The 12,500-nt window shown below is 47.8% G+C and carries 12 protein-coding genes and 1 pseudogene; 11 read left to right on the top strand and 2 right to left on the bottom strand.

Annotation, left to right across the window (positions count from 1 at the left end):
* Positions 1–155: 155 nt before the first annotated feature.
* Both ACFQ0N_RS09970 and ACFQ0N_RS09965 read right to left on the bottom strand, forming a co-directional pair.
* Positions 156–1,313 carry a hypothetical protein gene (locus ACFQ0N_RS09970; RefSeq protein WP_379325432.1) on the bottom strand — a complete coding sequence of 386 codons (1,158 nt, stop codon included), beginning with the start codon at positions 1,311–1,313 and terminating at the stop codon, positions 156–158.
* Between the two features lie 140 nt (positions 1,314–1,453).
* Positions 1,454–1,600: a hypothetical protein gene (locus tag ACFQ0N_RS09965; RefSeq protein ID WP_379325430.1), complete on the bottom strand. Its 147-nt coding sequence runs from the start codon at positions 1,598–1,600 to the stop codon at positions 1,454–1,456.
* Positions 1,601–2,206: 606 nt separating this feature from the next.
* Between ACFQ0N_RS09965 and ACFQ0N_RS09960 the strand changes: the two genes are divergently transcribed.
* The 11 genes and pseudogenes from ACFQ0N_RS09960 to ACFQ0N_RS09910 form a co-directional block, all read left to right on the top strand.
* On the top strand, positions 2,207–3,634 hold the full coding sequence (locus ACFQ0N_RS09960; RefSeq protein ID WP_379325428.1) for an extracellular solute-binding protein: 1,428 nt from the start codon (positions 2,207–2,209) through the stop codon (positions 3,632–3,634).
* A 64-nt stretch (positions 3,635–3,698) separates the two neighbouring features.
* On the top strand, positions 3,699–4,583 hold the full coding sequence (locus ACFQ0N_RS09955; RefSeq protein ID WP_379325425.1) for a carbohydrate ABC transporter permease: 885 nt from the start codon (positions 3,699–3,701) through the stop codon (positions 4,581–4,583).
* A gap of 1 nt (position 4,584) precedes the next feature.
* Positions 4,585–5,409, top strand: a complete 825-nt coding sequence (locus ACFQ0N_RS09950) for a carbohydrate ABC transporter permease (protein ID WP_379325423.1) — start codon at positions 4,585–4,587, stop codon at positions 5,407–5,409.
* Between the two features lie 24 nt (positions 5,410–5,433).
* Positions 5,434–7,293 carry a cache domain-containing sensor histidine kinase gene (locus ACFQ0N_RS09945; RefSeq protein ID WP_379325421.1) on the top strand — a complete coding sequence of 620 codons (1,860 nt, stop codon included), beginning with the start codon at positions 5,434–5,436 and terminating at the stop codon, positions 7,291–7,293.
* A complete protein-coding gene (locus tag ACFQ0N_RS09940) occupies positions 7,268–8,881 on the top strand; it encodes a response regulator transcription factor (RefSeq protein WP_379325419.1) in 1,614 nt (537 codons plus the stop codon). The genes ACFQ0N_RS09945 and ACFQ0N_RS09940 overlap by 26 nt, the downstream gene beginning before the upstream one ends.
* Positions 8,882–9,117: 236 nt before the next feature.
* Positions 9,118–9,711: a P-loop nucleotide/nucleoside kinase family protein gene (locus ACFQ0N_RS09935; RefSeq protein WP_379325417.1), complete on the top strand. Its 594-nt coding sequence runs from the start codon at positions 9,118–9,120 to the stop codon at positions 9,709–9,711.
* A gap of 113 nt (positions 9,712–9,824) precedes the next feature.
* Complete coding sequence (locus ACFQ0N_RS09930) at positions 9,825–10,001, top strand: hypothetical protein (protein WP_379325415.1); 177 nt, start codon at positions 9,825–9,827, stop codon at positions 9,999–10,001.
* Positions 10,002–10,160: 159 nt separating this feature from the next.
* A complete protein-coding gene (locus ACFQ0N_RS09925) occupies positions 10,161–10,637 on the top strand; it encodes a MarR family transcriptional regulator (RefSeq protein ID WP_379325413.1) in 477 nt (158 codons plus the stop codon).
* Positions 10,638–10,704: 67 nt separating this feature from the next.
* A pseudogene (locus ACFQ0N_RS09920) lies at positions 10,705–10,929 on the top strand (DUF6220 domain-containing protein); the annotation flags it as partial.
* 142 nt (positions 10,930–11,071) lie between these two features.
* On the top strand, positions 11,072–11,893 hold the full coding sequence (locus ACFQ0N_RS09915; RefSeq protein WP_379325411.1) for an alpha/beta fold hydrolase: 822 nt from the start codon (positions 11,072–11,074) through the stop codon (positions 11,891–11,893).
* A gap of 283 nt (positions 11,894–12,176) precedes the next feature.
* Positions 12,177–12,500: transposase DNA-binding-containing protein (locus ACFQ0N_RS09910; RefSeq protein WP_379325409.1), on the top strand; the 324-nt coding region annotated here is incomplete at its 3' end.

The following is a 12,500-nucleotide window of genomic DNA, read 5'->3' as shown; positions in this document are numbered from 1 at the left end:
CTGTATCCCATTAGAAATATATACATCTACAGATCAAATATGCCATGCCATGCTGGATGACAAGCCGAAGCACCCGAAAAAATCTATGAATTGTATTGGTGGAACCTGGGATGCGTCAAAGCAATATTGTCCTAAACCCGTATGGATTAAGCTTTTTATCGCTTACTTGCATGTTGTGGTTTTTTTTTATAAACAGTCTGTAAGCGCCAAGGAGTGTGAGGAAGTTGCCGGGCGAAAATGAACTGGAGGGAGGTTTTTTGTCTGGCCCGCCCTTTTTGCTGAATCCCGATACCCAGATTTATAGTTGCAAACAGGTCACCTTCTTGGTTTATTTTCATTTCACATTGTTTGATCGTTTTTATGGACAAAGGGGAAGACAATTCCTGAATAAGCAAGTCGTATTTCTCCCGGGCTATTCCTTCAGTGATCATTCGGATCATTTCTAGATCCTTTTGATTAGAAGCTTCAATAAGGCTTTGCACGAGCAAAAGCGGGGATGCGGAATCGAAAAACGATCTCAGATTTCCCGCGGCTTTTTGAACCATCAATTGATGAGCCGGATCCGGTTTGGCTGATCGGTGCGTGCTGCTGTTCAAAAAGTGAACGCAGAAATGGCCGGAAAAGTTATTCCCAGGAATCCCATCTCCTCCATGGGGCATCCCATTCATGGAAGCCGCGTAGTGTTTTCCGTCCTTAGATAAGACGATCGCTTTACGTTTCCAGCTCCATCTGCCGTTGTAAATTTGTTTCATGATTTTCGTATCTTCTTTCGTGACCGGCTGAACATCCGCGTGATCTCTTCCTGCCCGCCGCTGAACCCGAAACTCCAGTCCTGTTTCCAAATCCTTAATAGAAAAAAAGCTTTTGCGAGGTAAAAGCTTTTTCGCTTCTTCCCATTCAATTAATTTTCCGTAATGGCGACTTCTCAATATCCTCGCATCTTTCAGTAGTTTGTCGGAAATATCACGAGGTATGACAAGCCGCTCTCCATCCATTTCACTCCAAAGGTTTCCTGATGACTCTAAACGGAAGAGTGTTTTTTGAACTTGTGGTACAGCTATGTAGATATCGGTTAGATACGGGGAGTTTGCGATCGTCTCTTTCTTCGCGCCCCTCAACGCCTGAATGATTTTGGAGTCTTCAATATCGAGCCGGCTTTCGAATCCTGCGTTTGGACTCGAACGAATGATCATGGTGATTGTATCATTCCGCTGAACTTCCCGCGCTGAGACGAGAAATCGCAGATCCGCAACCATACTGAACACTAATCCCACTAAAATAACCGCTGCTCCTCGATAAAACGTTCTGCGCATATTTGCCCTCCGCTTTACATAATTCAACTTTAAGAACAACATACAAATTATTCTTTTCAGCTAAACAAAAATTATGTATTAAAAGGGTGGGAGGGCTTGCGGAGTCGTAAATAGGTATGAATCCGGCGGCGATCCGTTATTTACTGATTTTGCTGGGGTTTAGCGGCGATTTGAGGCAGATAAGGATCTACGGTCCGCGAGCCAGCTGTTTTTGCTGTTTTGTTCACAGATAACGGATCCATGGTCCGCGTGCAGCCCGCTTCGCCCGAGCTTACAGTTGTCCACAATGAATCGGCAACCTCCTACGGAAGCTGTCGATTGGCCGTGTGGGCTAACCAACTGAAGTAAATTGTGAAATTATTCACAATAAGAGGTGGCCAAATCTAATCGGATGTCACAGCCGCTATTTCAGAAAATTCGACCGATTTGAAATTGTAACGGAACTGTGTGCCGCTATTTGATGATGATGAGTCCGATTTCGCAAGAAAACGTCGAATTAAGATCGCTTACTTCCGTTAGATTTCAAAAAGAGGGGTTATTGGCGAAATAAGGTCTGTGGATTCCGTAAGATAAAAATGCTTTGCAGCTTGCCCCTTCTTCAGGCCAAATCACTGACTACCGCTGCTGGCGATGAATGCTAATAAAATTTCAGGGGGAAGAAACTTCGCGATACGCTAAGGACGGCGCAATCCATTTTTTTCATAAAAGAATATTTTTTACATACTAAAATTGTGCCGATAAAAAGTTCGTTGTCAATGGGGAGATGGAACGGCTTCCAGTTTGTAGAGAATTTTATCCCTGTTTATGAGAAATAGCCGTCTATAAGAATTTGAGTGATTTTCTTATAATTGGGTTGCGGAATCATTTTAAAACGATTAACAGGAGGTCAAAGAATGTTGAAGAAAAAGAAACTCATGCCTTTTGCCTTGCTCCTTACGGCTATAGCCGTTACGGGAGCAGGCTGCGGTAACAAGTCAGACACTCCCAACTCCACTCCCAATTCCGGTTCCAACTCGCCCGGCAGCACTACAACGGACACAACGGACAAGGACAAGGACAAGACGAATAACACGAACACGGATAACACTGAGAAGGTCAAAGATTTCAAAATGACGATCCGTCATATCAATGTGCGGGAAACGTCGAAAAACGCCCTTAAGCTGCTTGAAGAAGTCGCTCAAAAGACAGAAAGTGAAAATCCAGGGCTGAAATTTGAACTGGATGGCGTAGAGGATGTCGTGAACCGCGATCAAAAGCTTAAGGCCGAGATGGCTGGCGGCAATCCGCCGCCCATCTTCAACTTGTTCGGCGGAGACGACACGAGAAACTATGCCAAAGCCGGGCGGTTGCTTGATCTGACGCCTATCCTCACAGAGCTGGGGATTAAGGACAAATTTTTGAATCTTGGTGAGTTTACAGTTGACGGAAAAGTCTACGGGCTACCGGAATCGGGATTCGTTGAAGGGTTCTTTTACAACAAAACGATGTTCGCTGATGCGGGCGTTGAACCTCCGAAAACATGGGAAGAGTTCTTAGATGTTAATGAGAAGCTGAAGGCAAAGGGCAATATCCCGATCTCTCTTGGCGGAGGGAGCGGTGATGCCTGGGCGATCAATATGCTGATCAATACGATGTTCGTGCGCTTGGGCGGTATGGACATTCAGGAAAAGTTTTTAACTGGCGAAGCCAAATGGACGGATGCCCCGGTAGTCGAAGCATTCGCCAAGCTGATTGAACTCAAGGATAAGGGTTATTTGGACAAGAGCGTGCTCGCCCAAAAATACGGCGATCAGCAGGCGAAGTTCTACACCGGCCAAGCGGCGATGTCTATGGACGGCTCATGGGCTATGGCCGGCATCGTCGGGGATAAATCGACGGTTAAAGAAGAAGCCGGTTTCTTTAACTTCCCGAATATGGGCGGCCCCGGAGATAACACGATTAACGGCGGCTTCTCCAACGGTTACGGTTTTTCCAGTAAAGTGGCCGATGACGAACTGCAATTGAAAGCAGTCAAATCCTTCATTAAAAATTTCTATACCGAAGAAAATCAGCTGCGCGAACTGGTTGATTCCGGACGTCTTCCAGCCATGAAGCTGTCCAACACAGGTAATGCTGAAGGCTTGATCGTTGATGTTGTTAAAGTTCAAAGCCAGCAGGAAGGGGCATTCCCTGCATTCGACGCCATCGTTCAAGCATCGGTGAAAAAGACGCTTGAAACAGTTGCAGAAGAGCTGGTAGGGGGCAAAACGACGCCGGAAAAAGCTGCGGAAACGGTGCAAAAGGCCCAGGAAGAAGCCAATAAAGCCGATCAGGCGAAATAATTTAATCGGGTTCATCGGGCGCCACAAAACCGTGGTGCCCGTCTCAGCTTAGAGGAGGGGGATTATGGAAAGGGTTATGCGTGATCGGCTCGCCTATCTTATCTATGTAGTGCCGGCGCTGATCTTGTATATTACGTTTTACGTCGCTCCGTTATTCAGTTCGCTCAGATACTCGGTCACAAGCTGGAACGGCATCAACGAAGCGAGATTTAACGGAATCGAGAACTTTATTGCGGCGTTTCAGGATGAAAAATTTCTAATTGCGCTTACGAATAATATTGTATTTGTTCTTTTTTCCGTAATTATACAAATTCCGATTATCGTGCTGGTTGCCATAGTAATTAGCGGGGTAAGACATATTAAGGACTTCTATAAAACGACGGTCTTTATGCCAAGCGTGCTGTCAACAGCCGTTATCGGCGTCATCTGGACATTTATTTACAACCCCGATATCGGGCTGTTGAATGAATTGCTGAAACTGGTCGGATTGGAATCGTGGACCCGCGGGTGGCTGGGGGACGAAAATTTTGCCTTTCTGGCCATTCTGGTGACAAATTCATGGCAATGGATCGGCTTTTATGTCGTTTTGGTGCTATCCGCGATCTTTGCCATTTCCAAGGAGATGCAAGAGGCGGGCGAGATCGACGGCGCGACCGGCTGGCTCAAAGCCCGCTATTTGACGATCCCGCTTATTCGCCCTGTTATTATGGTGACGATGCTGCTATCGATCACTGGTGCGATGAAGGCACTTGATATTGTGCAGATTATGACTGCAGGCGCCCCGTTTGGCAGTTCCGAAGTTATGGCTACTTATATGTACAAGCAAGCTTATTCGATGAGCAAGTTCGGATATGCGAATGCCATTTCGATCATCATTTTCCTTTTTACCAGCTTGCTGACCATAATATTCCACTTGGTGACAAGACGGTCAGAGGAGGATCAATACTAATATGAACAGACGCAAACAAATCCTGCCTCATCTGTTTCTGCTGCCTTATATCCTGATTATTCTGTATCCGTTATATTTTGTATTAACTACTTCTTTCAAGGAAAGCTCGCAAATCCGGCTTGATCCCTGGGGACTGCCGAAAAGCTTTAACCTTGAGCATTACCAGAACGTGTTGACGAGCAACACGATCGGTATATACTTTTTTAACAGTTTGCTTGTGACGACGGTCGCCACGGTTGCAGGCCTGATTCTGGCATTAATGATCGCTTATGCAGTATCGCGAATGCGTTTTCCGCATCTAAACAAGCTTGTCTATGGCGTACTATTATTTTCGCTGCTTATTCCGCCGGTATCGCTGTTGATCCCGCTGTACATCCTGATTAAAGATATGAATCTTTATAATACGTACTGGGCACTGATCATACCCTATACAGCGTTCGGAATCCCGATCTCCGTCTTTATTATCGCCGCCTTTCTCAAATCGGTGCCAAGGGAGCTTGAAGAAGCGGGAGTGATCGACGGCTTGACGGTGTATGGCCTGTTGTTTCGAATTGTGCTGCCGCTTACGACCCCTACACTTGTGACGGTGTTTATTCTGAACTTCCTGGGCCATTGGAATGAATATATCTTCGCAAGCTTGCTATTAGCAAGTCAGGAGCTGCGTACACTGCCCGTAGCGGTTAAATTTTTTATGGATAAGTTTAACTTTAACTACGGAGCTGTCTGTGCGTCGGTCGTTCTGAGCGCGGCGCCCGTCATTATCGTTTATGCGATCCTGCAGCGCAAAATTATTGAAGGCGTGGCCGCCGGCAGTCTGAAGGGCTAAGTCTTTGAAGGAGCTTGATGATGTATGGGATTGAAACTGAAAATATTCGGCGCATTCATTCTCCTGATCATCTTGCCGCTGCTTGGACTTGGCTGGGTAACCTACACCTTATCGGAACGGCTGATAGAAGACAAGTACAATGAGCAGACGGAGCTGACGCTTAAGGCGATCGGCCGCAATATCCGTTATATGTTTAAAGAAGCCAATTATTTTTCGGACTACTACGCGATCATCCGCGAAGAGATGCAGGACATGTACCGCGAAATGTACTGGCGGAAAACCCCTTCGCGGGAGAGCGATGAATTAAACTCATCTTTTGAACGGAACATTCGGCGGACGATGCTGACCTACCAGCCCATCCGCTCAGTGGCGATGTATTCGAACTCGGGCTCATCTTATGCGGTGGGCGCTCTCAGCCGTCAGCTTTCTTTCAACAGATTAATGGAAAGCCCGTTACATCCGAAGGTGCTTGGGCTGACCGGTTCGCCGAAATGGATCGGGCCGAAGGAGCATCCGGAGCTCGGGGTAGATGATACTTATTTTTATCAGTTGCGCGTCATCAAGGACTTTTACAATATGAAAGATCGCGGCCTGCTTATTTTGCAAGTCGATTTCAAGGAATTGGAGAACATCTTCAACCTATATACTGCAGGCGGCTCCAACTATCAGCGATTTATGCTTATTAATAAGGAAGGGCTCGTGCTATTCGATAACAATAAACCGGAACTGCGCGGACAAAATCTCTTTCAGACTGTTGGCGTTGACTTGGAGCCAGTCAGCTGGTTTGAAAGCAAGCGTGTCGAGTTTGATTCCCGGCCCAGTATGCTATCGTTTCATCAGCTTCAGCTTGACAGTCTGGGGGTCGAGGGGTGGAGCGTTGTCGCCGTGACGCCGCTTGGCGCGATCAGCGGCCAGATGAAAACCATTATGGGCTGGATCGCCATTGGCCTTTCAGGTATTTTGGGACTGGCGCTTATCTTTGTCTTTCTGTTTGTGAACCGCATTATTCGTTTTATTCTGAGGGTATCAGTGGCGATGCGGAAGGTCGAACACGGAGATTTGGCTATCCGGGTAGCGGCCGGGGCCAATGATGAAACCTCAGTTCTGTCACGCGGCTTCAACAGTCTTGTCGCGCGTATTAATGAGCTGCTGAACGAGGTAAGGCGCGAGCAGGAGCGTAAGAATAAGGCAGAGCTTCTGCTGCTGCAGGCGCAAATTAAGCCGCATTTCCTGTTTAATACGCTGGAGTCGATCAACGCACTGGCCACACAGAACGAAGGCCGCAAGGTCAGTCTGATGGTTCGCCAGCTCAGTAAAATATTGCGCGTCAGCATTCATCGGGATGAAGATGTGCGATTGATGCAGGAAATTGAGCATTTGCGCAGTTATTTGGAGATTCAGAGCTACCGGTTCGAAAATTTATTTGAGTACGAGTTGGACATTCCCGATCATTTGATGAACTGCCGGGTTCCGAAGCTTACGCTGCAGCCGCTCATAGAAAATAGCATTCAGCACGGCTTTGAAGGCATCGGCTACAAGGGTCGCATCTGTGTTCGGGTAAGGCTGGAGAAGGGGGACTTAGTCTATTATGTGGAGGACAACGGCATCGGAATTGCACCGGAGCGACTCTACTTGTTCAACTATGCGGCTGCGCTGAACCCAACTGGGGATGAATCGGCGCTAACAAGCGCAATCGATGAGTGTAGGGGGCTTGGAGTCGGCAATGTGGCAGCGCGCCTTCGTATTCGTTATGGCGCCCGTTACGGGTTATTCGTATGCAGTCACCCGCAGCTTGGCACTACTGTCAAGTGTACGATTCCTGCAGTGGCTGCGAAACATCAGCAGGAGGGGAACGAGAATGTTGAAAGCGATGCTTGTCGATGATGAGATCAACATTCTTCGCAATTTGCAAGTGGTTATTCCATGGGAAGAGATCGGGTTTGAAGTGATCGGTCTGGCCGGAAACGGCGTAGTGGCGCTAGAGATGGCCCAGGAATTTCAACCCGACCTCATCCTGACAGATATACGCATGCCGGTCATGGATGGCATCGCGTTAATCGGCAAGTTGCGCGAATTGAAGCTGGAATGTGAATGCATCATGCTGAGCGGCTACCAGGATTTTGAATATGCGCGCTCGGTTATGCGATATGGAGTAAAAGAGTATATGCTCAAGCCGATCGATTATGATGAGTTGCAGCAGGTGGTGCGCCGTGCGGCTGAGACGATTCGGGCCAAGCGGAAGCAAGCCAGCTATGAGCGGCGCAAGTGGGGAAACTTTGTTAGCGTGGCGTATGAGAAAATATTGTATGATGTGCTGATGGATTATACATCGGTTCTCGTTCACCCGTTATTGGCCGCCGAAGGGGTCTGTCTCGAGGAGCTTGAATTTGCACTGCTGCTAGTTGATTTAAACCATTTCTCTCCTGATTCAGGGCTATGGAATGATCAAGATCGCAAACTGTGCAATTTTGCAATCCGTAATGTACTGGCAGAGGTGCTTGCAGGAGAAAGCCGCAAATGCGCGGTACTGCAGATGCGGGAGGGAGAATGGTGCCTGCTTATCGAGCATCGGCGCGGCGAGTCGGAATATGGCGCCGAGCAGGCGCGGGAATGGTCGGAGCGCGTTTACCGGGCGGTGCTGGAAAATATTAAGCTGAATGTCAGTATCGGCGTGTATCCCCGTCTGGTATCGGCAGAACAGTTGTCCGCTGTCTACAAAAACGTGCAGCAAATGATTGCCCTCGCGCCGGAGGAGGGGTTGCTGGTGGCCTCGGCGGGATCGTTTCGCGGGCAGGATGAACTTACCGCAGCATGGTGGAACCTTACGGAGGGGATTGTATCCGGACTGAAGCAATGCAGCCGCCGCCAGACAGAAGAAGCGCTTCACGAGCTGAACCGGCATCTGATGACGCTGCCCGACGATTCTATGCGCCGCATACAGCAGGTACTGCATTTTCTCGTACTTCACTTGCTGCGGGAAATGCGCGAGATCGCTGTCCTGACGCAAACGGATGAGGAAGCGTTGTGGAGCAAGATCGGTCATTGTACATCGCCGAAGGAGCTGCTCTCGCTTATTAATGAGCTTATTAATCAATGCTTGCAGAGCGTTGAAGGCAGGAAATCAAGAGATGTTCTGATGATGGCGGCCAAGGACTATATTGATAAGCGGCTTGCCGACAATTTGAGCGTCGAAGAAGTAGCGGATTATTTGCGGATAAGCAGCGGTTATTTCAGTTTGTTGTTCAAGCAGCATTTCGGGATGACATATGTCGAGTATTTGACGAAGCTGCGTATGGAAACCGCCAAGTCGCTGCTTGTCACCAGCGACCGGTATATCGCGCAGATCGGCGAGATGGTCGGATATGTCGAGCGGCGCTACTTTACAAAAGTATTTCTGAAATATACCGGCATGACGCCAAGCGAGTACCGGGAAAGCAATAGAGAGGCGGCCAAACAAACCGAAAGAGCATAATGGCAGTTGAGGACGAGGAGAGGACGATCCATAGATGAACAAAATACGAGCCCGCGAAAGGTAAGCTTCGCGGGTTTTTATGCATTTTATAGAATTTATATGTTTTACCTGATAAATTCTATAAAATGCAGGGAAGAAACTTACCTCGCGCCAAGGACCGTCAAAGACTTATAATATTATAGTCAGTCTCAGCAGTATCACTTTTTAAGCACGACTGGGAGAAAGGAGCGGCTAGCATGCCTCAACTGATTTTTGTCGTTGGCGGAGCGGGAGCAGGGAAAACGACGATTGCGAAAGCCTTGGCCGGAAAACGGAAGCTGGCATTTCTGGATATGGACACGTTGTTGCGGCCTGCTGCAGTGTCGATTATGACATTAAAAGGGCTTGACCCGCATGACCGGGATTCGGCGGAATACAAACGGTTATGCCGGGATCTCGGGTACCGGATCACAATGGATGCTGCATGGGAGAATGTAGCGGTTGGGACAGATGCGATTGTGATCGGCCCGTTTACGAAAGAAACGGACGACGCGGATTGGCTTGAGCAGGAGCTGAGGAACGCCGGTTTATCGCAGGCGGAGGTGGATGTGAAAGTAATCTGCGTCTCGCTTGCCGGGGAGGAGACGTATCGCGCGCGCTTTGGGGCGCGCAATTCGGAACTGGATCGCTGGAAGCTGGACAATTGGGACAGCTTCAAAGCCAGTCTGCAGCCCCGGATGATTCGTTGGAGGCTGAAGGATGATTCGGTTTTGTATTTCGACAATTCCGAAGCGCTGGCCACGGAGCGGATTGCGCTGCTGGAGCGATTTCTCGATGGCGGCTTGTCGTAACAAAAAGGCGGTAACTGGCCTCCGCCTCGTCTGCTTCACACGATTGCAGGCACATAATGGCAAGCGACTTGGTGCATCCTAAGGCATGACTTGAACCGAAGGAGGAGACTGTCATGTCCAACAAGTACAACAACAGCAAGCATGATCCGGTGCAGAATGCTCAAGGCAGCAAGACAAAGCAGCCAAGCGAGCACGGCGAACTGAGAAGCGGCCGGCTCAGCATGTTCAAAAATCACAATCCGATACCCAGTGAGCCAGCCAATGAATATTTGGATGATGTAAAAGACTGAAACAGAAGCCGCTGCTGGATCGCTTTTTCTTTATGAGAGAAGCGGTCACATAGCGGCTTTTTTTATTCCTGCAAAGATTGTATCTTTTTTTGTTGACACAGGAAACAAAAAGTTATTATAATGATATTGTTTCCTGAGTATACAATATTGAGGTGTATTATGGACAAAGATGAGGAATTAAGCAGAATTTTTAACCGGGTTTCGGAAAGGCATAACTTGATCAAAACGATCGAAGAGAAAAAGTATAGGTTCATGAGAGAGAACACGTTTATGGAGGTTCACTGCATTGATTTCATCGAGAAGATGCAAGACGCCAATGTGTCCAAACTGGCGAAAGCTTTTCAAGTAACGAGAGGGGCGATCAGTAAGGTAACCAAGCGATTACTCGAGACGGGAGCTATAGAACGATATCAGAAGCCTGACAATAAAAAGGAAATCTACTTCAAGCTTACCGACATTGGCAGAGAGATTTATCAGGAGCACGAAAACATGCATCAGATGAGAATCGAAAGAGACAGCGGATTTTTCAGTCAATTGAGCGATGAGGAAAAGGACAACCTTATTCAGACTTTAAACAAAATTTATGGTCAAATTGCCGAAGAACTAAAAAAATTGGGCATGGACAATTATATCTGACGAAAGGAGCTTGAAATTGACAGTTGAAGTTAATAAAACGGAGACGCCCCGGGTACGAAATTGCAGGATGGCCTATTTCATTCTTTCGTGGGTGTTATTTATTTGTATTGTCGTACAAGTATTTTTAGCCGGAGTGGCCTTGTTCGAGCATTCGGACGCTTGGCAATGGCATAGGACGTTTGTTCACATGTTTGAATATATTTCGCTTGTCATGTTTATCCTCGGCATCGTCGGGAAACTTTCCCGGAAGCTGGTCTGGGGGAGTCTCGGTTTATTTGTCCTTTTCAATATTCAATACTATACGGCGCATGGCATTGCCGGTGCGCTTCATCCCGTTCTTGCTCTAGCATTGTTTTGGGGTGCACTTGTATTAATACGAGGTTCTAATCCATTTTTAAAGAAGTGAAGACCGCGCGAAGCAGGAGGGAGAACATATGGTTAAATCTGGACGAGTAAAGACCGAAGGCGATGAACTATATTATGAAATTCGGGGAGAAGGAGAACCGCTTTTAATGATTTCAGGCGGCAATGGAGATGCTGGCTTTTATTCGTATGTGGCCGATATTCTTGCCGATGAATATCAGGTTATCACATATGACCGCCGCGGCAATTCGCGCAGCACCAGAAACGATCCGCAAAATTTTGAGGTAAGCCAGCAGGCCAGAGACGCAGTAGCCGTGCTGGAAGCCGCCGGTCATCAGTCAGCCTATATTTTCGGGAATAGCGGAGGCGCTGTTTTTGCGCTGGAATTGGCAGCACGGCATCCGCAATCCGTCAAAGCGATGGTGATCCACGAACCGCCTGTAGTGAGAATGCTTCCCGATTCTGAAAAATGGCAAAGGTTTTTTGCGGGCGTTTACCGGACATCGTTTCGCTTTGGCATTCAAATGGCCAGCTTCAAGTTCAATCTGTCCCTTTCCATCCCTTTCAGTGCTTTTAAAAGCGTTCCAAAGGATTTTCAAAAGCGGGTAACGGAAGCAAGTAATGAAAGCTTCCTGATCAGGTACGAAATGATTCCCAGTGTGAATTATATGCCTGATATCGAGCGGATTAAGCAGAATGGAGTGAAAATATTTGCCGCAGCAGGCAGGATGACGCTGGATAAGGGGAAATATTACGGACGAACAGCACCCATTCTAGCCGAGAAGCTGGACTGCGAACTTGTAACATTTCCGGGTCATCATCTTTCTTTTTTTGATATGCCGCAGGAGTGGGCGGCTGTTTTACGGGATGTCCTCCATAAGGTACCGGGCTAATGCGCTGCGGCAAGGGGGCGTACCCCTATGTTTGCCAACGGAGCGAATCCGAGTTAGCTAACGAATCTGACAATCGTTATAGCTGCAAAAACGGCGGTATTTAAATTTTAACGAACCTCACAATCGTTATTCGGACGAAATACTGCTATATTCCTTTCTATTTTGGCAAATAACGATTGTACGATCTAAGCTTGCCCCACAAGGGTTCCATTTTTTGGTATGCGATATACCATACAACGTGGTAGGATAGAGACAACTCTTCATACAAAGGTAGGAATGATTCATGTCCACTTCTTCCACATACTCGTTGCTTCAGCCACAGTTCAACTTTTTCCGTCGCATGTATATTCGCAGCACCCGTGTTCTGAATCGCTTCATCCAAACGTTGACGACTTTGTCTCGTCACCCTGGGGCTTCCATAGCGGCAGCTAGTGCAGACGCAGCAGAGGCGAAAGCCATCTACCGCCTTCTACAGAATCCCGAGCTCACTGAAGAAAACGTCATAGACTGCTATCGACAGGAAACGCTGCGGCAGATGAAACAAACCGGGGAGACCGTGTTTCTGTGCATACAGGACACGACCGGGATCAGCTACGCCAAACGCGAG

The organism is Paenibacillus sp. GCM10027626 (assembly GCF_042676285.1).
Taxonomy (GTDB): domain Bacteria; phylum Bacillota; class Bacilli; order Paenibacillales; family Paenibacillaceae; genus Paenibacillus_Z.
Note: the sequence above shows the minus strand (reverse complement) of the source record. Positions and strands in the feature narration are given on the sequence as shown.

What these genes read in the sequence shown, in the direction of transcription:
- ACFQ0N_RS09970 (WP_379325432.1), bottom strand. Translation starts at nt 1,313, where the DNA reads ATGCGCAGAACGTTTTATCGAGGAGCAGCGGTTATTTTAGTGGGATTA.
- ACFQ0N_RS09960 (WP_379325428.1), top strand. Translation starts at nt 2,207, where the DNA reads ATGTTGAAGAAAAAGAAACTCATGCCTTTTGCCTTGCTCCTTACGGCT.
- ACFQ0N_RS09955 (WP_379325425.1), top strand. Translation starts at nt 3,699, where the DNA reads ATGGAAAGGGTTATGCGTGATCGGCTCGCCTATCTTATCTATGTAGTG.
- ACFQ0N_RS09950 (WP_379325423.1), top strand. Translation starts at nt 4,585, where the DNA reads ATGAACAGACGCAAACAAATCCTGCCTCATCTGTTTCTGCTGCCTTAT.
- ACFQ0N_RS09945 (WP_379325421.1), top strand. Translation starts at nt 5,434, where the DNA reads ATGGGATTGAAACTGAAAATATTCGGCGCATTCATTCTCCTGATCATC.
- ACFQ0N_RS09940 (WP_379325419.1), top strand. Translation starts at nt 7,268, where the DNA reads ATGTTGAAAGCGATGCTTGTCGATGATGAGATCAACATTCTTCGCAAT.
- ACFQ0N_RS09935 (WP_379325417.1), top strand. Translation starts at nt 9,118, where the DNA reads ATGCCTCAACTGATTTTTGTCGTTGGCGGAGCGGGAGCAGGGAAAACG.
- ACFQ0N_RS09930 (WP_379325415.1), top strand. Translation starts at nt 9,825, where the DNA reads ATGTCCAACAAGTACAACAACAGCAAGCATGATCCGGTGCAGAATGCT.
- ACFQ0N_RS09925 (WP_379325413.1), top strand. Translation starts at nt 10,161, where the DNA reads ATGGACAAAGATGAGGAATTAAGCAGAATTTTTAACCGGGTTTCGGAA.
- ACFQ0N_RS09915 (WP_379325411.1), top strand. Translation starts at nt 11,072, where the DNA reads ATGGTTAAATCTGGACGAGTAAAGACCGAAGGCGATGAACTATATTAT.